The 23,465-nt window shown below is 71.7% G+C and carries 22 protein-coding genes; 7 read left to right on the top strand and 15 right to left on the bottom strand.

The window, feature by feature from the left end:
• Positions 1 to 10: 10 nt before the first annotated feature.
• From ACIBCK_RS36130 to ACIBCK_RS36105, 6 genes are all read right to left on the bottom strand, one after another.
• Positions 11 to 400, bottom strand: coding sequence for a hypothetical protein (locus ACIBCK_RS36130; RefSeq protein WP_399397205.1), 390 nt, complete (start codon positions 398 to 400; stop codon positions 11 to 13).
• A 139-nt stretch (positions 401 to 539) separates the two neighbouring features.
• Entirely contained in the window at positions 540 to 1,346 is an 807-nt protein-coding gene (locus ACIBCK_RS36125; RefSeq protein ID WP_399397203.1) for a type III pantothenate kinase, read from the bottom strand.
• A 7-nt stretch (positions 1,347 to 1,353) separates the two neighbouring features.
• Positions 1,354 to 2,337, bottom strand: a complete 984-nt coding sequence (nadC, locus tag ACIBCK_RS36120; protein WP_399397201.1) for a carboxylating nicotinate-nucleotide diphosphorylase — start codon at positions 2,335 to 2,337, stop codon at positions 1,354 to 1,356.
• A 2-nt stretch (positions 2,338 to 2,339) separates the two neighbouring features.
• Entirely contained in the window at positions 2,340 to 4,079 is a 1,740-nt protein-coding gene (locus ACIBCK_RS36115) for an L-aspartate oxidase (protein WP_399397199.1), read from the bottom strand.
• Complete coding sequence (gene panC / locus ACIBCK_RS36110; RefSeq protein WP_399397197.1) at positions 4,076 to 5,077, bottom strand: pantoate--beta-alanine ligase; 1,002 nt, start codon at positions 5,075 to 5,077, stop codon at positions 4,076 to 4,078. Before panC ends, ACIBCK_RS36115 begins: the two co-directional genes overlap by 4 nt.
• The gene (locus tag ACIBCK_RS36105; RefSeq protein ID WP_399397195.1) at positions 5,074 to 6,012 is read right to left on the bottom strand and encodes a Rossmann-like and DUF2520 domain-containing protein; all 939 of its coding nucleotides are present in this window, start codon (positions 6,010 to 6,012) and stop codon (positions 5,074 to 5,076) included. The genes panC and ACIBCK_RS36105 overlap by 4 nt, the downstream gene beginning before the upstream one ends.
• A gap of 183 nt (positions 6,013 to 6,195) precedes the next feature.
• Here ACIBCK_RS36105 and ACIBCK_RS36100 point away from each other — a divergent pair, with 183 nt between their 5' ends.
• Positions 6,196 to 7,359 carry a threonine aldolase family protein gene (locus ACIBCK_RS36100; protein WP_399397193.1) on the top strand — a complete coding sequence of 388 codons (1,164 nt, stop codon included), beginning with the start codon at positions 6,196 to 6,198 and terminating at the stop codon, positions 7,357 to 7,359.
• Here the strand turns inward: ACIBCK_RS36100 and ACIBCK_RS36095 are convergent.
• Positions 7,316 to 7,543: a hypothetical protein gene (locus ACIBCK_RS36095; protein WP_399397191.1), complete on the bottom strand. Its 228-nt coding sequence runs from the start codon at positions 7,541 to 7,543 to the stop codon at positions 7,316 to 7,318. The genes ACIBCK_RS36100 and ACIBCK_RS36095 overlap by 44 nt on opposite strands.
• A gap of 222 nt (positions 7,544 to 7,765) precedes the next feature.
• Between ACIBCK_RS36095 and ACIBCK_RS36090 the strand changes: the two genes are divergently transcribed.
• Positions 7,766 to 8,878, top strand: coding sequence for a DUF5937 family protein (locus tag ACIBCK_RS36090; protein WP_399397280.1), 1,113 nt, complete (start codon positions 7,766 to 7,768; stop codon positions 8,876 to 8,878).
• Between the two features lie 53 nt (positions 8,879 to 8,931).
• On the opposite strand, the gene ACIBCK_RS36085 is transcribed toward ACIBCK_RS36090, so the two are convergent.
• Entirely contained in the window at positions 8,932 to 9,606 is a 675-nt protein-coding gene (locus ACIBCK_RS36085; protein WP_399397189.1) for a response regulator, read from the bottom strand.
• 29 nt (positions 9,607 to 9,635) lie between these two features.
• Complete coding sequence (locus ACIBCK_RS36080; protein ID WP_399397187.1) at positions 9,636 to 10,835, bottom strand: sensor histidine kinase; 1,200 nt, start codon at positions 10,833 to 10,835, stop codon at positions 9,636 to 9,638.
• A 162-nt stretch (positions 10,836 to 10,997) separates the two neighbouring features.
• Here ACIBCK_RS36080 and ACIBCK_RS36075 point away from each other — a divergent pair, with 162 nt between their 5' ends.
• A complete protein-coding gene (locus tag ACIBCK_RS36075) occupies positions 10,998 to 11,945 on the top strand; it encodes an SAM-dependent methyltransferase (protein WP_399397279.1) in 948 nt (315 codons plus the stop codon).
• Between the two features lie 69 nt (positions 11,946 to 12,014).
• Here the strand turns inward: ACIBCK_RS36075 and ACIBCK_RS36070 are convergent, their stop codons facing one another.
• Positions 12,015 to 13,166 (bottom strand): NADH-quinone oxidoreductase subunit D, encoded by a 1,152-nt coding sequence (locus ACIBCK_RS36070; protein WP_399397185.1) that lies wholly within the window; start codon positions 13,164 to 13,166, stop codon positions 12,015 to 12,017.
• Between the two features lie 63 nt (positions 13,167 to 13,229).
• On the opposite strand from ACIBCK_RS36070, the gene ACIBCK_RS36065 reads away from it, so the two are divergent.
• Together ACIBCK_RS36065 and ACIBCK_RS36060 are read left to right on the top strand one after the other, a co-directional pair.
• A complete protein-coding gene (locus ACIBCK_RS36065; protein WP_399397183.1) occupies positions 13,230 to 13,748 on the top strand; it encodes a PH domain-containing protein in 519 nt (172 codons plus the stop codon).
• Positions 13,749 to 13,762: 14 nt separating this feature from the next.
• Positions 13,763 to 15,088, top strand: a complete 1,326-nt coding sequence (locus tag ACIBCK_RS36060; protein WP_399397181.1) for a PH domain-containing protein — start codon at positions 13,763 to 13,765, stop codon at positions 15,086 to 15,088.
• Between the two features lie 247 nt (positions 15,089 to 15,335).
• Here ACIBCK_RS36060 and ACIBCK_RS36055 read toward each other — a convergent pair whose 3' ends face one another.
• The 4 genes from ACIBCK_RS36055 to ACIBCK_RS36040 all read right to left on the bottom strand — a co-directional run bounded on the left by ACIBCK_RS36055 (position 15,336) and on the right by ACIBCK_RS36040 (position 18,938).
• A complete protein-coding gene (locus ACIBCK_RS36055; RefSeq protein WP_399397179.1) occupies positions 15,336 to 16,334 on the bottom strand; it encodes a hypothetical protein in 999 nt (332 codons plus the stop codon).
• 153 nt (positions 16,335 to 16,487) lie between these two features.
• Complete coding sequence (locus ACIBCK_RS36050; protein ID WP_399397177.1) at positions 16,488 to 17,462, bottom strand: ABC transporter substrate-binding protein; 975 nt, start codon at positions 17,460 to 17,462, stop codon at positions 16,488 to 16,490.
• Between the two features lie 70 nt (positions 17,463 to 17,532).
• Positions 17,533 to 18,213, bottom strand: a complete 681-nt coding sequence (locus tag ACIBCK_RS36045) for an ABC transporter permease (RefSeq protein ID WP_399397175.1) — start codon at positions 18,211 to 18,213, stop codon at positions 17,533 to 17,535.
• Entirely contained in the window at positions 18,210 to 18,938 is a 729-nt protein-coding gene (locus ACIBCK_RS36040) for an ABC transporter permease (protein WP_399397173.1), read from the bottom strand. Before ACIBCK_RS36040 ends, ACIBCK_RS36045 begins: the two co-directional genes overlap by 4 nt.
• Positions 18,939 to 19,070: 132 nt before the next feature.
• Between ACIBCK_RS36040 and ACIBCK_RS36035 the strand changes: the two genes are divergently transcribed.
• Positions 19,071 to 20,228, top strand: a complete 1,158-nt coding sequence (locus ACIBCK_RS36035; RefSeq protein ID WP_399397171.1) for an ABC transporter ATP-binding protein — start codon at positions 19,071 to 19,073, stop codon at positions 20,226 to 20,228.
• A gap of 51 nt (positions 20,229 to 20,279) precedes the next feature.
• On the opposite strand, the gene ACIBCK_RS36030 is transcribed toward ACIBCK_RS36035, so the two are convergent.
• Positions 20,280 to 21,398 carry an alpha/beta hydrolase gene (locus tag ACIBCK_RS36030; RefSeq protein ID WP_399397169.1) on the bottom strand — a complete coding sequence of 373 codons (1,119 nt, stop codon included), beginning with the start codon at positions 21,396 to 21,398 and terminating at the stop codon, positions 20,280 to 20,282.
• A gap of 163 nt (positions 21,399 to 21,561) precedes the next feature.
• On the opposite strand from ACIBCK_RS36030, the gene ACIBCK_RS36025 reads away from it, so the two are divergent.
• Entirely contained in the window at positions 21,562 to 23,445 is a 1,884-nt protein-coding gene (locus ACIBCK_RS36025; protein ID WP_399397167.1) for a phosphatidylglycerol lysyltransferase domain-containing protein, read from the top strand.
• The last annotated feature ends 20 nt before the right edge of the window (positions 23,446 to 23,465 follow it).

Here is a 23,465-nt window from a genome sequence, read left to right as displayed (position 1 = left end):
TTTTACGCGCTCACTCCGAGCGGCGGCGGATCATCGCGAAGACGACCGCGCCGACTCCGAGGGCGCCTGCCGCGGCGGCGGCGATCCAGGGGAGCACGCCCGCGCCGGTGTCCGCCATGGTGTCGTCCGGCTCGCGCCGGGGGTCGCGCTCCGCCCCGCCCGGTGAGGTGCTGGAGGCGGGGGTCGTGCTTGCGGTGGGGGACGACGTGGGCGTCGTGGGGGTCGTGCTCGAGGTGGTGGACGGGGCGGGCGTCGCGGCGGGGACGCTCACCGCGTACACGGCGTGGCCACCGCCGGGCCCGGCGTCCGTACGCGCCGTCGCGGCAGGTCCCGCGAGGCCGGCCAGCACCCCGGCGGCCACGGCCGCGACCAGTCTTCCCCTACGCCCCATTTGCTCCACGCCCGCTCGAACCTTCTCAAGTCCCGTCCCTGCGCAGACTCTTGTATGGGGCGCAGGGTTGTGTGCGCAAGCCCCGGTTATGAGCCGCCGGTTATGAGCCGGTGCTCCGGCCGCGGGTCTCGGCCGGAGCGTTCGGCTCTCAGCTCCGGGAGACGTTCCGCTCGTATACGAGACGCAGGCCGATGAGGGTCAGCCACGGCTCGTGCTCGTCGATGACCGTGGCCTCGCCGAGCACCATGGGCGCGAGGCCGCCGGTCGCGATGACCGTGACGTCGTCGGGGTCGCCGCCCTGGCCCGCGAGCTCGCGGGCCATGCGCTGCACCACGCCGTCCACTTGGCCCGCGAAGCCGTACAGGATGCCCGACTGCATGGCCTCCACGGTGTTCTTGCCGATGACGCTGCGCGGCCTTGCCAGCTCGATCTTGCGGAGCTGGGCGCCCCGCACGCCGAGCGCCTCGACGGAGATCTCGATGCCGGGGGCGATGACGCCTCCGGTGTACTCCCCGCGCGCGGAGACCGCGTCGAACGTCGTCGCCGTACCGAAGTCGACGACGATGGCGGGGCCTCCGTAGAGCTCGACCGCCGCGACCGCGTTGATGATGCGGTCGGCGCCGACCTCCTTGGGGTTGTCCATGAGGATCGGGACGCCGGTCTTGATGCCGGGCTCCACGAGGACGGCGGGCACGTCTCCGTAGTAGCGACGGGTGACTTCGCGCAGTTCGTGCAGGACGGAGGGGACCGTCGAGCAGATGGCGATGCCGTCGATGCCGTCGCCCAGTTCGTCGCCGAGCAGCGGATGCATGCCCATCAAGCCGTTGAGGAGCACGGCGAGTTCGTCGGCGGTGCGGCGGGCTTCGGTGGAGATGCGCCAGTGCTCGACGATCTCCTCTCCGTCGAAGAGGCCGAGGACGGTGTGGGTGTTTCCGACGTCGATGGTCAGCAGCATGTCGTCGTCACTCCGCCGCGCGCAGGTCGAGGCCGATGTCCAGGATCGGCGAGGAGTGGGTGAGGGCGCCCACCGCGAGGAAGTCGACGCCTGTGCGCGCGTACGCACGGGCGTTCTCCAGGGTGAGGCGGCCCGAGGACTCCAGGATCGCGCGGCCGTCGACGATGGCCACGGCCTCCTCCGTCTCGTCCGGCGTGAAGTTGTCCAGGAGGATCAGGTCGGCGCCCGCGTCCACGACCTCGCGCAGCTGGTGGAGGGTGTCGACCTCGACCTCCACCGCCAGGTCCGGGAAGGCCTCGCGCACGGCCTTGAAGGCCTGCTCCACGCCTCCGGCCGCCACCACGTGGTTGTCCTTCACCAGGGCCGCGTCGGAGAGCGACATGCGGTGGTTCACGCCGCCGCCCATCCGCACCGCGTACTTCTCCAGGGCACGGAGCCCGGCCGTCGTCTTGCGGGTGTCACGGACCTTGGCCTTGGTGCCCTCCAGTGCGTCGGCCCACGCGCGCGTGGCCGTCGCCACGCCGGAGAGGCGGCACAGGAGGTTCAGCGCGCTGCGCTCGGCGGTGAGCAGGTCGCGGGTGCGGGTGGTGACGCTGAGCAGCTTGGCGCCCGCCGCCACCTGCTCCCCGTCCTCGACGTGCCGCTCGACCTCGAAGGTGTCGGTGCAGACGAGGGAGATGACGGCTTCGGCGATGCGCAGGCCCGCGACGGTGCCGGCCTCGCGCGCGGTGAAGTCACCGGTGGCGACGGCCTCTTCGGGGATCGTGGCGACCGAGGTGACGTCGACGCCGCCGTCCAGGTCCTCCTCGATCGCCATGTGCGCGATGTCCTCGACCTGCACGGGGTCGAGCCCCGCGTCGGTCAGGAGCTGCGCGAGAGCGGGGTCGAGACCGCACTCCAGGGGGTCGTACGCGTCGTCTGTGCCGCAGCCGCAGGCGTCGCCGCAGCCGCCGCCCGTGGGGGCGAGAGGGAGGTCGTCGGGGGTGCTCACGGTCACTTCTCCTGAAGGCTGGTCGTCGGAGGGAAGTCTGCGGTCTCGGTGGTCTGCACGGCCAGGGTCCGGTCCGCGTTGAGGCGTACGACGATGTGGCGGCGCCAGGTCTCGTCATCGCGGTCGGGGCGGTCCTCGCGCCAGTGGCAGCCGCGGGTCTCCTCGCGGCGCTGGGCCGCCGCCACCAGAACGCGGGCGACGCACAGGAGGTTGGTGGTCTCCCACGTGTCGACGCCGGGCTCGGCGGTCTTGCCGTCCTCGGCGAGCGCGCCCGCGGCCTCGGCGTGGATGCGGGCGAGCCTGGCGGCGGCCTCGGAGAGGGAGTCGGCGGACCTGAGCACTCCGGCGCCCTCGGTCATCACGCGCTGGATGGCGAAGCGGGCCTCGGGGGGCAGCAGGGGGTGCGCGGGGGTGTCGGGGTGGGAGGCCGGTGCGGGTGCGGGCACCGGGACGGGCACGGCGGCGTAGAGGGCGGGGAGGGCCTTCTCCGCGTGCTGTGCCGCGATGTCCGCGGCGATGCGCTCGGCGTAGACCAGGCCTTCCAGGAGGGAGTTGGAGGCGAGGCGGTTCGCTCCGTGCACTCCGGTGCAGGCGACCTCGCCGCATGCGTACAGGCCGGGGACCGTGGTGCGGCCGTGCGCGTCGGTGCGGACGCCGCCGGAGGCGTAGTGCGCGGCCGGGGCGACGGGGATCGGCTCGGTCACGGGGTCGATGCCGTGGGCGCGGCAGGCGGCGAGGATCGTCGGGAAGCGGTTCTCCCACATGTCGGCGCCGAAGTGCCGGCCGTCCAAGTACATGTGCTCGGCGCCCTGTTCCTGCATGCGCCGCGTGATGCCCTTGGCGACGATGTCCCGGGGGGCGAGCTCCGCGAGCTCGTGCTGGCCGACCATGAAGCGCACGCCGTGCGCGTCCACGAGGTGGGCTCCCTCGCCGCGCACCGCCTCGGAGACCAGCGGCTGCTGGCCCTCCGCGTCGGCGCCCAGGAAGAGCACGGTGGGGTGGAACTGCACGAACTCCAGGTCGCTCACCTCGGCGCCCGCGCGCAGGGCGAGCGCGACGCCGTCGCCCGTCGAGACGGACGGGTTCGTGGTCGCCGAGAAGACCTGGCCCATGCCGCCGGTGGCGAGGACGACCGCGGGGGCGTGGACCGCGCCCACGCCGTCGTGCTGGCCCTCTCCCATGACGTGCAGGGAGACACCGGCGGTGCGGCCGTCCACGTCGGTCAGCAGGTCGAGTACGAGGGCGTTCTCCACGGTCGGTATGGACTGCGCGCGGACCGCTTCGACCAGGGCGCGGGAGATTTCCAGGCCGGTCGCGTCGCCGCCCGCGTGCGCGATGCGGCGGCGGTGGTGGCCGCCCTCGCGGGTCAGCTCGATGGCGCCCTCGGGGCCGGTGTCGAAGTGGGCGCCGGTCTCGATGAGGCGGCGTACGGCGTCGGGGCCCTCGGTGACCAGGGTGCGCACGGCCTCCTCGTCGCACAGGCCCGCGCCCGCCACGAGGGTGTCGTCCAGATGCTGCTCGGGGGTGTCGCCCTCGCCGAGCGCCGCGGCGATGCCGCCCTGGGCCCAGCGCGTGGAGCCGTCGTCCAGGCGGGCCTTGGTGACCACGACGGTCTTCAGACCCGCCGCCGAGCAGCGCAGCGCCGTGGTCAGTCCGGCCACTCCGGAGCCGACGACGACGATGTCGGCTTCCAGGGACCAGCCGGGCGCGGGGGCGTGCAGCCGTATTCCGGTGGCACTCATGGGGTGGCTCCGAACGTGAGCGGGATGTTGTCGATCAGCCGGGTCGCGCCGACCTTGGCCGCGACGGCCAGGATCGCCTCACCGGTATGGCCGGGCTGTACGTCCCTGAAGTCGGCCGGGTCGACCAGCGCCAAGTAGTCGAGTTCGAGCGGGGGCCGGCTGCGGGCCGCCTGGTCGAGGACGTGGCGGGCGGCGGCGCGGACGGCCGCCGGGCCGCCGGGCACGGCGGGCGTGACGGACTGGGCGACCGCGTGGGTGTCGGCGGCGGCGCGGGACTCCCCCAGTGCGTTCAGGGCGTCGGCGCGCGCGTGCGTGACGGGGGCGAGCGCCGCGCGCGCGTGGAGGGCCTCCTGCGCGGCGTGCCGGTCGCGGCCCGCGAAGAGGGCCTGGGAGAGCGCGAGTGCGGTGCGCCGCTCGGCCGGGGAGAGGTAGCGGTTGCGGCTGGAGAGGGCCAGGCCGTCGTCCTCGCGCACGGTGGGTACGCCGACTATGTCGACGCCGAAGTTCAGGTCACGCACCATGCGGCGGATGAGGGCGAGCTGCTGGGCGTCCTTCTGGCCGTACAGCGCGACGTCGGGGCGGGTGAGGTGAAGGAGCTTGGCGACGACCGTGAGCATGCCGTCGAAGTGGCCGGGGCGGGTGGCCCCTTCGAGGAGGGTGCCCATGGGTCCCGCGCTGATCCGGACCTGCGGTTCGCCGCCCGGATAGACCTCGTCGACGGACGGGGCGAACACGAAGTCCGCGCCTTCCTGTTCGGCGATCTTGACGTCGGCGTCCAGGGTGCGGGGGTAGCGGTCGAGGTCCTCGCCCGCGCCGAACTGGAGGGGGTTCACGAAGACCGTGACCACGACTTCGCCGTCGGCTCCCGCCATGTCGCGTGCGGTGCGGATGAGGGTGGCGTGGCCCTGGTGCAGGGCGCCCATGGTCATGACGACGACCCGGCGTCCGGCACGCGTGCGCGTGCGCAGCGGTTCGGCGGTGTGCACGAGGCGGGTCATCGGGCTCCTCCCTCCGCGTCGCCGGACCCGCTCCCGCCGTTGGCCAGGACTCCCAGGAGGTCCTCGGCGAGCTCGGGCTTGAGCAGTCCATGGGCGAGCGCGCGGTCGGCGGTCGCGCGGGCCATCGCCAGATAGCCGGCGACGGTCTGCGGGGCGTGCTTGCGCAACTCGGTGACGTGCGCGGCGACGGTGCCCGCGTCCCCGCGCGCGACGGGGCCGGTGAGGGCCGCGTCGCCGGACCGCAGGGCGTTGTCCAGGGCGGCGCCGAGCAGCGGGCCGAGCATCCGGTCGGGGGCGGAGACGCCCGCCTCCTTGAGCAGGTCCATGGACTCGGCGACCAGTGTGACCAGGTGGTTCGCGCCGAGGGCGAGCGCCGCGTGGTAGAGCGGGCGGGACTCCTCGGCGATCCACTCGGGTTCGCCGCCCATCTCGATGACCAGCGCCTCCGCAGCGAGACGCAGCTCATCGGGGGCCGTCACGCCGAAGGAGCAGCCCGCGAGGCGCTGCACGTCCACGGGGGTACCGGTGAACGTCATGGCGGGGTGCAGGGCCAGCGGCAGGGCTCCGGCCCGCAGGGCGGGTTCGAGCACCTGCGTGCCGTACCGCCCGGAGGTGTGCACCAGGAGCTGGCCGGGGCGGATGGCGCCGGTCTCGACGAGGCCCTCGACCAGGCCGGGCAGGGCGTCGTCCGGAACGGTCAGGAGGACCAGGTCGGCGCGCTCGAGGACCTCGGCCGGGGGGACGAGGGGGACGTCGGGCAGCAAGGCCGCCGCGCGCCGTACGGACGCGTCGGAGACCCCGGACGCGGCGACCGGGCGGTGCCCGGCGAGCTGGAGTGCCGCGGCGAGCGCGGGGCCGACACGGCCCGCTCCCACGACACCCACCGTGAGCCTCGCGGGGCGGTCCCGCGGGTCTGGCTGATGAGGTGCGTTCACGCGATGACGCCTTCCCGTTCCAGTCCGCTCGGGGTACCGGACGATTTCTCGTCATGCTAACGCGATTGGTCCGCGCCGCGTCCTCGGCTGTCCACAGGCTGTGGGTATTGGTATGACCGGCGGCCGACGGCACGCCATGCTCGGGGGATGACTTCTGGGACGAGTGCTGGAATGACTTCTGGGATGACTTCACACGACGGAGAATCCGAGGTGAGCGAGCCGGACCTGTTCGCCGCCCGCCCCCGGGCAGCCGCACTCGGCGCCACCCGCATCCTGCACCGCTGGTCGGGGCACCTCCCGCTCGCCGCACGGCTCTCGGCACTCGCGGAGGCGGCCTCGGAGGTCGTGGACCCGGACGAGCCCGCCGACATCTACGGCAACGGGGTCGTCGCCCGCCTGGAGGGCGAGGTCGCGCGGCTGCTCGGCAAGGAAGCGGCGGCCTTCTTCCCGACCGGAACGATGGCCCAGCAGGTCGCCCTGCGCTGCTGGGCGGGCCGCACCGGCAACGCGACCGTCGCCCTGCATCCGAAGGCCCATCCCGAGGTCCACGAAGGGGGTGCGCTGTCCGCGCTGAGCGGACTGCGCACCGTACATCCGACGCGGGAGCCGCGGCTGCCCACGGCCGACGAGGTGCGGGACTTCGAGGAGCCCTTCGGGACGCTGATGCTCGAACTGCCGCTCCGGGACGCCGGTTTCGTGCTGCCCTCCTGGGAGGAGCTCCACGAGGTCGTGGAGGCGGCCAGGGAACGTGACGCGGTCGTGCACTTCGACGGTGCGCGCCTGTGGGAGTGCACACCGCACTTCGACCGCTCCCTCGCGGAGATCGCCGGGCTCGCGGACACCGTGTACGTGTCGTTCTACAAGTCCCTCGACGGCCTGAGCGGCGCGGTGCTCGCGGGCCCGCACACCCTGGTGGACGAGGCGCGGACCTGGCGCCACCGGTACGGCGGCCAGGTCTTCCAGCAGTTCCCGGCCGCCGTCGCCGCCTTGCTCGGCCTGCGGAACACGCTCCCGCGGCTGCCGGACTTCGTCGCCCACGCGCGCGTGGTCGCCGACGCCCTGCGCGAAGGGTTCACGGCCGCCGGAGTGCCCTGGTCACGCGTACACCCGGAGCGGCCGCACACCCACCAGTTCCAGGTCTGGCTGCCGTACGACGCCGAAGTGCTGACCGAGGCGGCGCTGGGGCAGGCCGAGGAGACCAGGACCCAGCTGTTCGGACGCTGGTTCCCGGACGGGCCGCCCGGCCTTTCGGTCACGGAGGTCACCGTGACCGAGGCGGGCCTGGAGTGGACACCCGGCGACGTCAATGATGCGGTCGCGGAGTTCGTACGGCGGCTCCCCGGATGAGCCGGGCCACGGCGGCGCGGAACCTTCCGTGGGCGGGGCGTTCGTCGACGACGGCGCGGAAGCGGCCGTAGTCGCGCACCTCTCGGATGACCTGCCAGTCCTGCTGACCGGGGGCGGGCGGGGTGCGCTCGTCGTGCTGGGCGGCGCGGTAGCTGTCGAGCAGGAACTGCTGCGTGATGCTCATGACGGGTTCGCCTCTCAGGACAATTGTCACTTATCGGGCACCCTTGGGTCGACGGGAAGCAGAGTCGGCACAAGGGGGTGGATCTCCGGGTCCGGTCGGTTCGTCGTCCGGCCCTGTCACCACAGAATGCTCCCGCCTGCACGCCGCCGTCGCGTCGATTGACGCCGGGCGTCAATCGGCCGCCGGGTTGTCGGTGGCACGGTGCACGATGGGTCCATGAGCGTGCACATCGACATCGCGGGCCTGCCGCAGGAGCGCATCTTCTTCGACCCATCGCCCCTTGCGGAGCTGGGCGTTGCCCTGCACGCGCTGTCCGAACCCGGACACCACCCGGGGCTGCACGGCTGGGCGACGGCGACCAGCGCCTGCCTCAAGCCGGACCTCGCCGACCGGCTGTGCGAGGCCGACTTCCTGTGGCGGAACACGTTCTCGGACGTCTTCATGCCGTTCGCCGGGCTCGTCGGCGGCGACGGCAGACCGGGCGCCACGCTCACCGAGGAGCTGGACCTCCTCGACCGCCTGGACGACGACCGCTTCGTCATGGCGGCCATGGAGTTCACCTGCGGCACGACCTACAACGTGGGCGGTCCCTCGCCGCTCAGCGACCCCGTCCGGCGCGCCAGGTCCCTGGAGCTGGCCGCCACCCGCGGCACGAGGCAGCTGGACTTCGCCGAGCGCCTGCTGTCCGACCCGCACACCGTCCGGGCCTGGCTGCGCCGCCTCCTCGAGGACTGCGACGAGGCGTTCTTCGCCGACACCTGGCAGCGGGTGCGGGTCCAACTGGCCGCCGACGCGCGGCACAAGACGGAGATACTGCGGCACAAGGGCCTCGCCGAGGTGCTGACCTCGGTGTCGGCGGCGCTCTCGGTGGACGCCGACGGCCGCCGCATCACCGCGGACAAGCTGGTGCCGGGCGACACGACGGCCCTGGACCACACCCTGGGCGCGGGGCTCACGTTCGTGCCCTCGCACTTCTCCTGGCCGCACCTGATGGTCCTGCACGCCCCTGGCTGGCGCCCGGTCATCCACTACCCCGTGTCCGCCCCCGAGCTGGCCAGGCCCACCTCCGTGGAGACCCTGGAGCGGCGGCTCACGGCCCTCGCGCACCCCATGCGCCTGCGGCTCTGCCGCGACCTGGCCCGCGCGCCCTTCAGCACCGGCGAACTGGCCCACGCGATGGGCATCACGGCACCGGAGGTCTCACGGCACCTCACGCTCCTGAAGAAGGCGGGCCTGGTCACCACGACCCGGCGCGGCAGGTACGTGCTGCACCAGCTCGACGTCACCGTGGTGGCCCGCCTGGGCAGCGACTTCCTGGAGGGCATCCTGCGCTGACCCGCCCTCCCCGTAGAGCCGCGTAGAGCCCCGTAGAGCCCCGTAGAGCCGCGTCAGGCCGCCCCGCCGCCCGCCCGCACCAACCCCGTCTCGTACGCGAGGACCACGACCTGCACCCGGTCCCGCAGCCCGAGCTTGGTCAGGATGCGGCCCACGTGGGTCTTCACCGTGGCCTCGGACAGGACGAGCCGCGCCGCGATCTCCCCGTTCGAAAGCCCCTGGGCGACCAGGATCATGACCTCGCGCTCGCGGTCGGTGAGCCGCTCCAGCTCCTTGTGCTGCGGCGGCCCGCCCGCGTTCGGCAGCATCGGTGCGAAGCGGTCCAGAAGGCGCCGCGTCGTGGACGGCGCGACCACCGCGTCACCGCTGTGCACGGAGCGGATCGCGGCGAGCAGCTCCCCCGGAGGCACGTCCTTCAGCATGAAGCCGGACGCGCCCGCCTTCAGCCCCGAGAAGGCGTACTCGTCGAGGTCGAAGGTCGTCAGGATCAGCACCTTCGGAGGGTTCTCGTCCTGGCAGATGCGCCGGGTCGTCTCCACGCCGTCCAGTTTCGGCATGCGTACGTCCATGAGCACCACGTCGACCTCGGTCGTCCGCAGCGCCTGAAGGGCCTCGACCCCGTCGCCCGCCTCGGCGACGACCTCCATGTCCGGCTGTGCGGCGAGCACCATCCGGAACCCCGTGCGCAGCAGCGCCTGGTCGTCGACGAGCATGACGCGGATCGACATCAAAGGCCCTTTCGTTTCGGTGACAGGTGTCAGTTTGCGGGCTTGAGCGGGAGAAGCGCACTGATGCGGAAGCCGCCGCCGGGCCGCGGTCCCGCGTCCAGGGTGCCCCCGACCATGCCGACGCGCTCCCGCATGCCGATCAGACCGTGCCCGCTGCCGTCGGCGCCGCCGTCCTCGTACAGCTCGTGGGGTGCGCCCTTGCCGTCGTCCTCGACGAGCAGCCCCAGGCCGTCGTCGAAGTAGACGAGGCGCACGCTCGCGCCGGTGTTCTCGCCGCCGTGCTTGCGGGTGTTGGTGAGCGCCTCCTGCACGATGCGGTACGCGGTGAGCTCGACGCCGCTGGGCAGCGGACGCGGGGTTCCCTCGACCTTGAAGTCGACCGGGAGGCCGGCCGTGCGCACCTGCTCGATGAGCTCGTCGAGCTGCTCGACGTCCGGCTGCGGGACGTACTCGCCGCTCTCCTGGTGTTCGCCGGTGCGCAGCACGCCGAGCAGCCTGCGCATCTCGGCGAGCGCCTGCCGCCCGGTGCCCGAGATGGTCTCCAGGGCCTGCTTGGCCTGCTCGGGGGCCGTGTCGAGTACGTAGGCTGCGCCGTCGGCCTGGACGACCATCACCGAGACGTTGTGCGCGACGACGTCGTGCAGCTCGCGCGCGATCCGGGCCCGCTCGGCCGCCACAGCGACCTTGGACTGCGCGGCCCGCTCCTTCTCCAGGCGGTCGGCTCGCTCCTCCAGCTGCGCGAAGTAGGCGCGGCGGGTGCGGATGGAGTCGCCGAGCACCCAGGCGAGGGCGAAGGGCACCATCTGGAAGACCGTGAAGAGGATGCTGCTGAAGGTGCCTATGCTCTCCTCCGGCCAGCGCAGCGACGACAGCGGTGCCGCGCACAGGCCGCCGATGAGGGCGAACCGCGAGGCCCACTTCGTGCCCTCGACCGAGGCCGTGTAGATGATCACCAGCATCGCGAAGTCGGCCGGCATCGTCTGGATGTCGAAGATCAGCTGGGCCACACCGAGCACGGCGGCGAGGACCAGCATCTTCTCGACGTACTTGCGGCGCAGCGCCACCACGACGGACATGCCGAGGATGACGACCACGGACGAGACGGGTTCCCGGCCTTCCGCAGCGGCCATGGAGACAAGACCGATGCCGGAGACCCCGAGCAGGACGAGGGCCCAGAAGCCATCGACCCCGGTCGGGTGTCTGCGGAAGAAGTCATAGACGCGCTGCACGTAACCCAGCGTAGGCAGCGGGACGGCCCTCCGGGGTCAACCGGAGGTCCGATCCGTATCGCTCGCGTGTACTCCCCAAGGTGGAGGCCCGCTTAGCCTTCTCGCGTGACGAACGAGGTCCCAGGTGAGCGGAAAGACGCGCGGCGTGGCTGGCGGGAGGCCATGGAGGCCGCTCTCTACGGGCCTGACGGCTTCTATCTGCGCCCCGAGGGGCCCGCGGGACACTTCCGGACGTCGGTGCACGCATCGCCCCTCTTCGCGGACGCCGTGGCCCGGCTGCTGTGCCGCGTGGACGAGGCGCTCGACCACCCGGACGAGTTGGCCTTCGTCGATCTTGGCGCGGGCCGGGGCGAGTTGACCGCGGCCGTCCTCACCGCGCTGCCCGCCGACGTGGCGGCACGCACGCGTGCCTGTGCGGTCGAGCGCGCGGGGCGCCCGGCGGACCTCGACCCGCGCATCGAGTGGCGCGACGTGGCGCCCGCCGGCGTCACCGGCCTGCTCTTCGCCAACGAGTGGCTGGACAACGTCCCCCTGGACGTCGTCGAGGTGGACCCCGACGGACTGGTGCGGCACGTGCTCGTGAGCGCCGACGGCACCGAATCCCTGGGCGACCCGGTGGCGGGCGCCGACGCCTCCTGGCTGGCGCGCTGGTGGCCGCTCGCCCCGGAGCCCGGCCTGCGCGCGGAGACCGGCCGGCCCAGGGACGAGGCGTGGGCGAAGGCCGCGGCGACGCTCACGCGCGGCCTCGCGGTCGCGGTGGACTACGCGCACGACCGCGCCGGACGGCCGCCCTTCGGCACGCTGACCGGCTTCCGCGCGGGCCGCGAGGCGGCGCCGGTGCCGGACGGCACGTGCGACATCACGGCCCATGTGGCCCTCGACGCGTGCGCGCTGCCCGGAGCCCGGCTGCTCACCCAGCGCGCGGCCCTGCACGCCCTGGGCGTCAGCGGTGACCGCCCGCCGCTCTCCTTGGCCTCCAGCGATCCGGCGGCGTACGTCCGCGCCCTCACGCGCGCGGGAGAGGCGGCCGAACTGACTGCCGACGGCGGGCTCGGCGACTTCGGGTGGCTGGTCCAGCCGGTGGGGATTCCGGACCCGCTGGAGATCTGAACCGGCCTGCTACTTGCCGGGGTCGGCCCCTACCTGCCGGGGTCGGCCCCTACTTGCCGGGGACGGCCCCTACTTGTCGATGTCGCCGACCACGAAGAACAGCGACCCCAGGATCGCCACCATGTCGGCGACCAGCTGCCCCGGAAGCAGTTCGGCGAGGGCCTGGATGTTGTTGAACGACGCCGAGCGGAGCTTCAGGCGGTACGGGGTCTTCTCACCCTTGGAGACCAGGTAGTAGCCGTTGATGCCCAGGGGGTTCTCGGTCCACGCGTACGTGTGGCCCTCGGGGGCCTTGAGCACCTTCGGGAGGCGCTGGTTGACCGGTCCCTGCGGCAGCTCGGCGAGCCGCTCCAGGCAGGCGTCGGCGAGGTCGAGCGCGTTGTGGGTCTGCTCGAGGAGGCACTCGAAGCGGGCCAGGCAGTCGCCCTCCTGACGCGTGACGACCTTCAGGGTGTCCTGGAGCTCCCCGTAGGCGAGGTACGGCTCGTCACGGCGCAGGTCGAAGTCGACTCCGGAGGCGCGGGCGATGGGACCACTCACTCCGTAGGCGTGCACCGCCTGAGGGGACAGCACGCCGACGCCGCGCGTACGGCCCCGGAAGATCTCGTTGCCGAGCACCAGCTTGTCGTACACGTCCATGCGGGAGCGGACCGAGGCGACGGCCGCACGCGCGCGCGTGGACCAGCCCGCGGGGAGGTCCTCCTTGAGGCCGCCGACGCGGTTGAACATGTAGTGCATGCGGCCGCCGGAGATCTCCTCCATCACGTTCTGGAGCTCCTCGCGCTCCCGGAAAGCGTGGAACACCGGGGTGATCCCGCCCAGTTCGAGCGGGTACGAGCCGAGGAACATCAGGTGGTTGAGCACGCGGTTCAGCTCGGCGAGGAGCGTGCGCATCCAGACGGCGCGCTCGGGCACCTCCATGCCGAGCATCCGCTCCACGGCAAGCACGACCCCGAGCTCGTTCGAGAACGCGGACAGCCAGTCGTGCCGGTTGGCGAGCACCACGATCTGCCGGTAGTCGCGCGCCTCGAAGAGCTTCTCCGCGCCGCGGTGCATATAGCCGATCACCGGCTCCGCCTGCTGGATCCGCTCGCCGTCGAGGACGAGGCGCAGCCGCAGCACGCCGTGCGTGGAGGGGTGCTGCGGGCCGATGTTGAGCACCATGTCGGTGCTCTCCGCGGCGCCGCCGATGCCGAGCGTGGTCTCCGTCGTGGGGCTCATGCGCGCATTCTCTCGTACGCGCGCTCCTACGCGACTGTCACATCGGCTACGTACGCTTGAGGCATGGAAACGGGGACGGCGGGACCGGCGCGGCCTGCGCAGCCAGGAGAATCGGACGCGGAGCCGGTGTGGACCGGGCTGCCACGGGGGCTGCTGCGGATGCGGCGACTGCTGCTCGTGGTGTGGCTCGTGCCGCTCGCGGCGGCGGTCGGAGTGCTCCTGTGGCTCTTCGCCGGGCCCGCGTGGTCCGCCTTCGCGGCCGTCCCGCTGGCCTTCGTGGCGTGGGGCTGGCCGATGCTGGGGCGCAACTGGCGCTCCTGGCGGTACGCGGAGCGGGCCGACGACCTGCTGATCAGCCGGGGCGTGCTCTGGCGCGAGGAGACCGTCGTCCCGTACGGCAGGATGCAGCTCGTCGAGGTGACATCGGGGCCCGTGGAGCGGCACTTCGGCCTGGCGAGCGTGCAGCTGCACACGGCGGCGGCCGCCACGGACGCCCGGATTCCCGGCCTCATCCCCGAGGAGGCCGAGCGGCTGCGCGACCGGCTCACCGAGCTGGGCGAGGCCCGCTCGGCGGGGCTGTGAGCGGCGTACGGCAGGTGACGGGGGAAGAACACGCCCCTGGCACCGAGAACGTACGAGAACGGCGTCTGCACCCCGTCACGCCCCTGCGCCGGGCCTGGGCGCCGGTCGCGGTCCTCGTGGGCTTCGCGGTGCACGACCCGAACGGCACGCAACGGCGGCTCTCCGAGCTGGCCGTGACCCACCTGCTCGCCGGAATCGCCGTCGTCCTGCTGGGCGGCGCCCTGTACGGCTTCATGAGCTGGTGGTTCACGCACTTCTCCGTCACGGACACCGAACTGCGCATCCGCACCGGACTGATCTTCCGGCGCACCGCCCACATCCGGCTCGACCGCATCCAGGCGGTGGACGTGACGCAGCCGCTCGCGGCCCGCATCGTGGGCGTCGCCAAGCTCAAGCTGGACGTCGTCGGGACGGAGAAGAAGGACGAACTGGCCTATCTGGGCCAGGAGGAGGCCTCCGTCCTGCGGGCCGAACTCCTCGCGCGTGCGGCCGGTTTCGCCCCCGAGACGGCCGGCGAGGTCGGTGAGGCGCCGGTCAACAACCTGGTGCACGTACAGCCGCGCATGCTCGCGATCTCCCTGCTCCTGACGGGCACGACGTGGGGCATGCTCGTCGCCACGCTCATCGTGCCGCCCTTCCTGTGGTTCGCCACCCACAACCTGTGGACGGTGCTCGCGACCGGACTGCCCATGCTGGGCGGCGCGTTCGCCAGCAGCGTGGGGCGGTTCATCGGGGAGTACGACTGGAAGGTGGGCGAGTCCCCCGACGGCCTGCGCATCGACCACGGGCTGCTCGACAAGGCGCACGAGACGGTGCCTCCGGGCCGGGTGCAGACCGTGCGCGTCGTCGAGCCGTGGCTGTGGCGGCGGCGCGGCTGGGTGCGGGTGGAGCTGGACGTCGCGGGCTCGTCGAACGGCGTCCTGCTCCCCGTGGCGCCGCGGGACATCGCGGAGGCCGTGATCGCGCGGATCCTGCCGGGTGTGCTGGTACCGGCAGCGGCCGAGCTGGTGCGCCCTCCCGCGCGGGCCGCCTGGTGCCTTCCGGTGTGGTGGAAGGGGTACGGCCTGACGGTGACGGACACGGTGTTCGCGGCGCGGCACGGCCTGCTGCGCCGCCGCCTGTCGCTCGTCCCGCACGCGAAGGTGCAGAGCGTACGGCTCACGCAGGGGCCCTGGGAGCGCTTCAAGGGGGTGGCGGACGTCCAGGTCGACACGGGGGCGAACAAGACGGTGACGGCGCGGCTGCGTCCCGCCGGGGAGGCGGCTGCTCTGCTTCAGTCGCAGGCCGACCGGTCACGTACGGGGCGCAGGACCGCGCGGCCCGACCGGTGGATGGCGTGAGGGGGCCGGAGACCCGGCCCGTCCGGCGTTCCAGGACCGGAGCCGGTGATGACACCAGCCAAGGCCCAGGGGCCCGCCTACGCCCGCAGCTCCGCCACGTCGATCTGCTCGGTCTCGACGTACGGGGCGCAGGACTGCGCGTCCTGACCGGTGAATGGCGTGACGGGACGGAAATCCAGCCCGTTCGGCGTTCCAGGACGAACTCGGCGGAGCCGGTGATGACGACGACCAGGGCCCAGGGGCCCGCCTACGCCCGCAGCGCCGTCCGCAGCTCCGCCACGTCGATCTGCTCGGTCTCGTCATGCTCCGTCAGGTCGATGACCTGACCCACGGCGCGGTCCGCGCCCTCGGCGGGAGCCTTGAACTCCGCCTCGGACTCCGCCTTGTGCACGGCGAGTGCCTCTTCGCCCACCACATCCGCGAGGTCCACGTTCTGTACGGACTCCAGGGCCCCGGTGCTCGCCTCGCTCTTCGTGCCGAAGAAGTCGAAGCCGCCCTGGGCGCTCTGGCGTCGCCTCTGCGCGGGCGGCGCGACGGCGACCGCGCGCTCATGCCCGCCGTACCCCTCGGCCGCCCCGGGCTTCCCCCGCGCTTCGTCTCCGTCCGCGCGCTGCCGGGAAGCCCCGCCCTCGGGGGAAGGCTTCGGAGTCAGCCGGTCGAGCGCCATGTTCGCCCGGTCGTACAGCGACGGAGGCGCGATCGACCCCGGACGCACGACGGGAGCCGGCGCCTCCGTACGGACCGGGGCCTGCTCGCGCACGGGGGCGGGCGGCAGGGCACGGGCCGGGGCCGACGCCTCGATGGCGAGCAGCCGCCGCCCCTCCAGCGCGCTCGCCCGCTCGGTCTCCGCCGTCGCGTACCGCCGCAGCAGCGCCGCGTGTTCGTTCCGCAGGGCGGCGAGCTCGGCCCGCTTGGACCGCAGCTTCGTCTCCAGTCGGCCCCGGATCTCCCGGGACTCGTCCAGGTCGGACTCGCACTCGGCTATGCGTTCCTCGTAGCGCCACTCGTCGCTCTTGCGGGCGCGGCCCAGCTCGGCGACCTGCTTTCCGGCCGCCAGGTCCCAGCGGCGCATGACGACCGAGCCCACGACGGCGGCGGCAGCCGCGGCCGCGGCCAGGCCGCGGAGCACGACGGGTTCCGCGAACAGCCAGGCGCCGCCGGCGCAGACAAGGGAGAGACCTGCGACCGTCGAGGGAGGCAGCAGCCTGTGCAGGGGTGGGGAATGGCGGTGACGTCCACGTGGCATGGCCAGAAACTTACCGCGCGTAGGCGAACTCTGGTGCCCCGCCCGCCAAAATGACAGCGCCATAGTGCCGACTCCCCACCCTTCTCGCTCCTCTTCGGTCACTCAACTCCAGTTTCGGCCGAGTGACTTCGAGTGTGCCCGCTCCTGCCGTCGTTACTTCTTGATCAATCCCTTCGACTCCAGATACTCCTTGGCGACATCGGCTTCCTTCTGCCGCTCCACATCGACCTTCCGGTCGAGTTCCGCGAGATCTTCCGTCGTGAGGGCCTTGGTCAGCTTCCCGAGGGCGGCGGCTATCTCCTTGTCGCCCGCTTCCTTCGCGTTCACAACCGGAAGGATGTTGTCCGCGTTCTGCAGCTTCTTGTCGTCCTCAAGGGCCACAAGACCGAAGCTGTCGAGCGTCGCGTCGGTGGTCGTGGTCAGCACCACCTGGTCCGTGCCGTTCTTCACGGCCTGCTTGGACTGCGTGGTGCCGACGCCCTTGGGGTCGATTCCCGCGACATCGATGCCGTACGTCTTCTTCAGTCCCGGAGCGCAGAACGGCCGCGACTCGCATTCGTCACTCGCGGCGATCTTGACCTTCTCGCCGGACTTACCGAGATCCGAAAGCGTCTTGAGCTTGTGCTCCTTGGCGTATTCCTTGCTCACCGCGAACGCGTTCTGGTCGACCGCCTCACCGACGGGAAGCACCTTCAGGCCACGCGGTTCGGCCAGCTTCTTCAGCGCGGCCACCGTGTCGTCCACGTCATTCGAGGCGACCGGCTTCGCCTTCGGGCCGTTCTTGCCGAGGTTGAGGAACTCCGCGAGCGTCGCCGCGTATTCGGGAGCGACGTCGATCGAGCCCTTCTTGAGCTCGGGCTCGTACACCTCGCGGTTCTGGACGGTCTTGACCTCGGCGTCGTATCCGGCGTCCTCCAGGACGCCCGCATAGAGCTCGGCGAGCACCTTCTGCTCGGTGAAACGGGCGGAGCCGACGACGATCTTGCCCTTGCCGCCCGCCTTGTCGCCGTCGCCCTTGCCGTCCTTCTCCAGGCTGTCCCCGCCGCACGCGGTGAGCCCCGCGGTCAGCGCCACGACGGCCACGGCCGCCCCTGCCATCCGTCGCGCGCGACGCGTTGTGCTGTTCATCGGTGAACCACCATTCGAAAGCTGCTGGGACCACTGGCCCTTGGAAACACTGGAAACTACTGCCCGGAGATCACTGCGCGACCCCCGAGCGTGCCCGCATGGGGCTGAAGACCTTCCCCACCACGACGAGCACCAACTCCACGCAGAGCGCAAGCAGCGCCACGAGAAGCGCTCCCGCCACCACCTGCGGCGTGTTCTGCAGGTTGAACCCGGCGGTGATGATCCGCCCGAGGCCCCCCTCGCCCGCCATCGCGGCCAGCGTCGCCGTCGCCACGACCTGTACGCCCGCGGAACGCACCCCGGTCATGATCAGCGGGTACGCGAGGGGCAGTTCGACCCGTGCGAACAGCTGGCGGCCGCTCATGCCCATCCCCCGGGCGGCCTCCACCACCGCCCGGTCGACCTCGCGCATCCCGATGTACGCGTTGGTCAGCAGCGGCGGCACCGCGAACAGGACGAGCGCGATGAGCGTCGGCACGTCACCGTGCTCGCCCAGCGGGGTCAGCGTCAGCAGCACGAGCACCGCGAGCGTCGGCACCGCACGCCCGATGTTCGAGATGTTCACCGCGAGGGCGCCGCCCTTGCCGATGTGGCCGAGGTACAGGGCGATCGGCAGCGCGATCAGGCACGCGACGGCGAGACACACACCGCTGAAGTAGAGGTGCTCGGCGAGGCGGTGCCACACCCCCTTCTCGCCCTGCCAGTTGGCACCCGTGGTCAGCCAGTCGTACGCGCCGGTTATCGCGTTCATGCAGGTTCAGCCACCTTGGCCGTGCGCTCCGCGGGGGCGGTGCGCTTCGTACGTATGCGGTGCACGCGCGTCCATGGCGTCAGCCACCGCTGGAGGGCGAGGAGAAGCAGGTCGGCGACCACGGCGAGGACCACACAGAGCGCGGATGCCGTGAGCACCTGCGCCTTGAACGTCGTGTCCAGGCCGTCGAGGATCAGCGATCCGAGGCCTCCGTAGTCCACGATCGCCCCTACCGTCGTCAGGGCCACCGTCGAGACCGTGGTGATGCGGACGCCGGCGAGCAGCGCGGGAAGCGCGAGCGGCAGTTCCACCTCCCACAGCAGCCGCAGCGGGCCGTACCCCATCCCCTTGGCCGCGTCGCGTGCCTCCTGAGGCACGGCTTCGAGCCCCGCCAGGATGTTCCGCACCAGGATCGTCAGGGAGTACAGCACGAGGCCCGTGACGACCAGCGAGGCCGAGAGCCCGAAGAACGGCAGCAGGAGCGAGAACATCGCGAGCGAGGGCACCGTGTAGAGCACGGTCGTCACGCCGAGGATCGGGCCCGCGAGGAAGCGCCACCGCCGGGCGAGCAGCGCGAGCGGCAACGAGACGGCGACGCCGATGGCGACCGACGCCGCGGTGATGCCCACGTGCTGGACGGTGGCGTCGATCAACTCCTGGCTGCGGGAGCTCACGTACTCCCCGCAGATCCAGTCGTTCGTCACCAGACAGTTCTGCTCGCTCATCCCGCCCCACTCCCCCCGAGTACCGATTCCTGAGGCGCTCTGGCGACCCTAACGCGGAGCACCGACAATCGCCGAGACTCGTCGTACTGGCGCAACATGGGCTTTACACAACGCCCGCAACAATGGGGAATCATGATCCGGTTCGAGCACGTCACCAAGCGGTACGAGGGCGGCACCACGGCCGTCGACGACCTGTCCTTCGAGGTCGCCGAGGGTGAACTGGTCACGCTCGTCGGCCCGTCGGGCTGCGGCAAGACGACGACGATGAAGATGGTGAACCGTCTCATCGAGCCGACCGAGGGCCGGATATACGTCGAAGGTGATGACATATCCGCCATCGACCCGGTCCAACTCCGGCGCCGTATCGGCTATGTCATCCAGCAGGTCGGCCTCTTCCCGCACAAGACGGTCCTGGAGAACACCGCGACCGTCCCGCATCTGCTCGGCGTGAAGCGCGGCAAGGCCCGCGAGCGCGCCGCCGAACTCCTCGACCTGGTCGGCCTCGACCCCGCCACCTTCGGTGACCGCTACCCCGAGCAGCTCTCCGGGGGACAGCGCCAGCGAGTGGGCGTGGCCCGCGCGCTGGCGGCCGATCCGCCGGTGCTCCTGATGGACGAGCCGTTCGGCGCGGTCGACCCCGTGGTGCGCGAGCACCTCCAGAACGAGTTCCTCCGCCTCCAGCAGGCCGTCCGCAAGACCGTCCTCTTCGTCACGCACGACATCGAGGAGGCGGTCCGCCTCGGCGACCGGATGGCCGTCTACGGAGAGGGCCGCATCGAGCAGTTCGACACCCCCTCGACGATCCTGGGCGCACCGGCCAACGACTACGTGGCCGACTTCGTCGGCGCTGACCGCGGCCTCAAGCGCCTCTCCGTGACGCCCATCGAGGAGGGCGACCTGGAGCAGCCGCCCGTCCTGCACCTGGACGACCCGCTGCCCGCGCGGCTCGACGCCCGGTGGGCCGTGGTCCTGGACGGCGAGAACAACCTGCACGGCTGGATCTCCGCCGAGCACGCGCACGGCGGCAAGGGGACGGTCCGCGACCACGCCCGCCGCATGGAGGCGTGGCTCCCGGTGGGCGCCACCCTGAAGCAGGCGTTCGCGACGATGCTCCAGCACGACGCGGGCTGGATCGCGGTCATCGACAAGGACAGCGAGGGCCGCTTCCTGGGCGTCCTCACCCCGGCCCGGCTGCACGAGGCGCTGCGCAGGTCGACGGCGGCGGACGCGCGTGACATCGCGCGCGGGGAGGTCGAGTTGGAGACCATCACGGCCATCGGCGGGAACTGAAGCCCTACTTGCCGCCCTGAAGCCTGAAAGCCCTACTTGCCGTCTGAAGCCCTACTTGCCGTTCAACCGGCCGCTGATCCACTCCAGGGTCGCCGGGATCTCCCTGCGCCACGTGTTGAAGTTGTGCCCGCCGCTGTCGAGGGTGATCGACGAGACCCTGGTGGGCGACTTCACCTTGTCGATGAATTTCTCGGTGTCCGCGAAGTTGTCCTCTCCTTGTTTGCTGGTGGTGACAAGGAGGGACGTCTTGGGCGCGGGCATGTGGTCGAGGTACCACATGAGGTCGGCACGCTCCTCCAACTCCTTGTCGCCGTGGAAGAGATCGCCCGTGGTGACGTCGATGGGCGCCTTGTAGTACGCGGAGAGGCCCGCCCCCGCGGCGTACACATCGGGGTGGTGCATGGCGAGCTTCAGGGCGCAGTAGCCCCCCGTGGAGTCACCGATGACGCCCCAACTGCTCGCGTTCCGGCCCGCCCTGTAGTGCTCGGAGATCGCACCGGGCAGGTCCTTGGCGAAGAACGTCTCGGCCTGCGGGCCCCCGGGGACGTCCACGCACTCGGTGTCCCGCGGCGGCGCCACGGTGGGCCGCATCATGACCAGGATCATCGGCTGCATCTTGTCCCGCCTGGCCAGGCCGTGGGCGGTCTGCGGGTAGTGCAGGCCCTTGATCAGCGCCTCGGCGGTGCCGGGGTAGCCGGTGAGCACCACGGACACGGGGAACGTGCGCTTCTTGTACCGCGGCTGGAAGTACTCGGGCGGCAGGTAGACGTAGGCGGGGCTGGCTATGTCCGCCTCCTTCCCGCTGACGACCACCTTCTGGATCTGGCCGCCGGTCGACGGTCTGCCACCGCCGGGCACGTTCACCGGCCGGGTGCTGCGTACGTCGACCGGCGTCCCGCCCGTGGCGGGATCGTGGTCGACGACGACACCGGGGCTCGTCTCCTGGCCGAAGAGGTCCGCCCAGGTGGCGTAGAAGCCGAACGCCTGGTTGGCGGCTAGGCCGACCGCGGAGAAGACCGCCAACTGGGTGGCGATGAGCAGCCCGACACGGCCGGTGACGGCCCGCCAGGACTGGCGGGCGAGGCGCGGCCAGAACCACACCGTGCCGATGAACAGCACGACGGCGAGGAGCACCGCCAACGCGAGGACCTTGTTGCTCGTCAGACCCATGGGGTGTTCCGCCTGCGCTTTCTGCCTGTTCCGTCGTTCTTTTCCAGCGGTTTTCCGGTCGGGAGTGAACCCGAGCCCCAGAAGGACCGTCCTAGAGGGCGCAATGTCGCCGGATGCCGTTTTGGTGCCGGAATCAAGCTCTCTCGCAGAACCACGGGATGCGATGTCTGTCAGGATAGATGCGGAATTGTCAGGTGCGGTTCCGGACGGTGAGGGCAGCCGCCCCCAGGGACGGCGCCGTACCGACGGGCCCCGTGACGGCATCCGCAGCGGATTCAGCCGACTGCTCCGCGGGCCGCGCCCCGAAGCCGTACCGGCCCTCGTCGCCCGCGCCTGCGCCCTCGTCGGCCTCCTGAACGTGGCCGCCGGTGTCTTCCCACGCTTCCGGCACAGCCGGATGCACGCGCTCGCCGAGGTCCTGCCCGGCGCGCTCGGCCCCTTCGCCGCCGCCCTCGCGCTCAGCTCAGGTGTCCTGTTGCTGCTGCTCGCGCACGGCCTGCGCCGCCACAAGCGGCGGGCCTGGCGGGCCGCCGCGGTGCTGCTCCCGGCCGGCGCCGTCGCGCAGTTCGCCTACCGGCACTCCGTCATCGGCGTACTGATCTCGCTCGCCCTCCTGGCGCTGCTGCTCCGCCACCGGGGTGAGTTCGCCGCGCTGCCCGACCCGCGCAGCCGCTGGCGGGCGCTCGCCAACTTCGTGCTCCTCGGGGCGGGTTCCATCGCCCTCGGCCTGGTCATCGTCAGTGCGCACCCGGGCAAGGTCATCGGGGACCCGAGCATCACGGAGCGCCTCACCCACGTCCTCTACGGCCTGGTCGGCTTCGAGGGGCCGGTCGACTACTACGGGACCACGTCCTGGACGGTCGGCTACTCGCTCGGCGCGCTCGGCATGCTCACCGCCCTCACCACCATCTACCTGGCCTTCCGCCCCGAGCACCCCGCGGCGCGCCTCACCGAGGACGACGAGGCGAAGCTGCGCGCCCTGCTCGACAAGCACGGCGCCCGCGACTCGCTCGGCCACTTCGCGCTGCGCCGCGACAAGGGCGCCGTCTTCTCCCCCAGCGGCAAGGCGGCGGTCACCTATCGCGTCGTCTCCGGCGTGATGCTCGCCAGCGGTGACCCGATCGGGGACGTGGAGGCCTGGCCGGGCGCCATCGAGCGCTTCATGGACGAGGCGAAGGCCCACTCCTGGACGCCCGCCGTCATGGGCTGCTCCGAGACGGGCGGCGAGGTCTGGACCCGCGAGACCGGCCTGGACGCCCTCGAACTGGGCGACGAGGCGGTGGTGGACGTCGTGGATTTCTCCCTGTCCGGGCGTGCGATGCGCAACGTACGCCAGATGGTCAAGCGCATCGAGCGAAATGGCTACGAGACCCGCGTACGGCGCGTGCGTGACCTCGGGGAACGCGAACTGGAGCGGATACAGCGCGCCGCCGACGACTGGCGCGGCACCGACACCGAGCGCGGCTTCTCCATGGCGCTCGGCCGCATCGGGGACCCGGACGACGGCGACTGTCTGATCGCCACCGCCCACAAGGCCGACGACGAACCGGGCGACTACGGAAACCTCAAGGCCGTCCTCCACTTCGTCCCCTGGGGCAAGGACGGCGTCTCCCTGGACCTCATGCGCCGCGACCGCGCGGCCGACCCCGGCATGAACGAGCTGCTCATCGTGGCCGCCCTGCAGGCCGCCCCGAAGCTCGGCATCGCGCGCGTGTCCCTCAACTTCGCGATGTTCCGCGCGGCCCTCGCCCGCGGCGAGAAGATCGGCGCGGGGCCCGTCCTGCGCGCCTGGAGGGGCCTGCTCGTCTTCCTCTCCCGCTGGCTCCAGATCGAGTCCCTGTACAAGTTCAACGCGAAGTTCCGCCCCCGCTGGGAGCCCCGCTTCGTCGTCTACCGCTCCTCCAAGGACCTCCCCCGCATCGGCTTCGCCGCCATGCAGGCCGAGGGCTTCGTGACCCTCGCCATGCCCCGCTTCCTGCGCCGGGCGGGCGCTCAGCGCCGTCCCTGCCCGCACCGGACCACAGAGCGTGAGGTCCGGGCGGCGTAGCGCCCGCCCGCTCGGGCCTA

Origin of the sequence: Streptomyces sp. NPDC051218 (assembly GCF_044455475.1) — a bacterium.
GTDB lineage: Bacteria > Actinomycetota > Actinomycetes > Streptomycetales > Streptomycetaceae > Streptomyces.
This window is presented reverse-complemented; position numbering and strand designations above follow the sequence as displayed.

Excerpts from the sequence above, each read along its gene's own strand:
- ACIBCK_RS36035 (WP_399397171.1), top strand. The coding sequence starts at position 19,071 with ATGATCCGGTTCGAGCACGTCACCAAGCGGTACGAGGGCGGCACCACG.
- ACIBCK_RS36070 (WP_399397185.1), bottom strand. The coding sequence starts at position 13,166 with ATGAGCCCCACGACGGAGACCACGCTCGGCATCGGCGGCGCCGCGGAG.
- ACIBCK_RS36025 (WP_399397167.1), top strand. The coding sequence starts at position 21,562 with ATGTCTGTCAGGATAGATGCGGAATTGTCAGGTGCGGTTCCGGACGGT.
- ACIBCK_RS36045 (WP_399397175.1), bottom strand. The coding sequence starts at position 18,213 with ATGAACGCGATAACCGGCGCGTACGACTGGCTGACCACGGGTGCCAAC.
- ACIBCK_RS36030 (WP_399397169.1), bottom strand. The coding sequence starts at position 21,398 with ATGGGTCTGACGAGCAACAAGGTCCTCGCGTTGGCGGTGCTCCTCGCC.
- ACIBCK_RS36040 (WP_399397173.1), bottom strand. The coding sequence starts at position 18,938 with ATGAGCGAGCAGAACTGTCTGGTGACGAACGACTGGATCTGCGGGGAG.
- ACIBCK_RS36065 (WP_399397183.1), top strand. The coding sequence starts at position 13,230 with ATGGAAACGGGGACGGCGGGACCGGCGCGGCCTGCGCAGCCAGGAGAA.
- ACIBCK_RS36095 (WP_399397191.1), bottom strand. The coding sequence starts at position 7,543 with ATGAGCATCACGCAGCAGTTCCTGCTCGACAGCTACCGCGCCGCCCAG.
- ACIBCK_RS36075 (WP_399397279.1), top strand. The coding sequence starts at position 10,998 with ATGGAGGCCGCTCTCTACGGGCCTGACGGCTTCTATCTGCGCCCCGAG.
- ACIBCK_RS36055 (WP_399397179.1), bottom strand. The coding sequence starts at position 16,334 with ATGCCACGTGGACGTCACCGCCATTCCCCACCCCTGCACAGGCTGCTG.
- panC (WP_399397197.1), bottom strand. The coding sequence starts at position 5,077 with ATGACCCGCCTCGTGCACACCGCCGAACCGCTGCGCACGCGCACGCGT.
- ACIBCK_RS36100 (WP_399397193.1), top strand. The coding sequence starts at position 6,196 with ATGACTTCACACGACGGAGAATCCGAGGTGAGCGAGCCGGACCTGTTC.
- ACIBCK_RS36050 (WP_399397177.1), bottom strand. The coding sequence starts at position 17,462 with ATGAACAGCACAACGCGTCGCGCGCGACGGATGGCAGGGGCGGCCGTG.
- ACIBCK_RS36085 (WP_399397189.1), bottom strand. The coding sequence starts at position 9,606 with ATGTCGATCCGCGTCATGCTCGTCGACGACCAGGCGCTGCTGCGCACG.
- ACIBCK_RS36125 (WP_399397203.1), bottom strand. The coding sequence starts at position 1,346 with ATGCTGCTGACCATCGACGTCGGAAACACCCACACCGTCCTCGGCCTC.
- ACIBCK_RS36115 (WP_399397199.1), bottom strand. The coding sequence starts at position 4,079 with ATGAGTGCCACCGGAATACGGCTGCACGCCCCCGCGCCCGGCTGGTCC.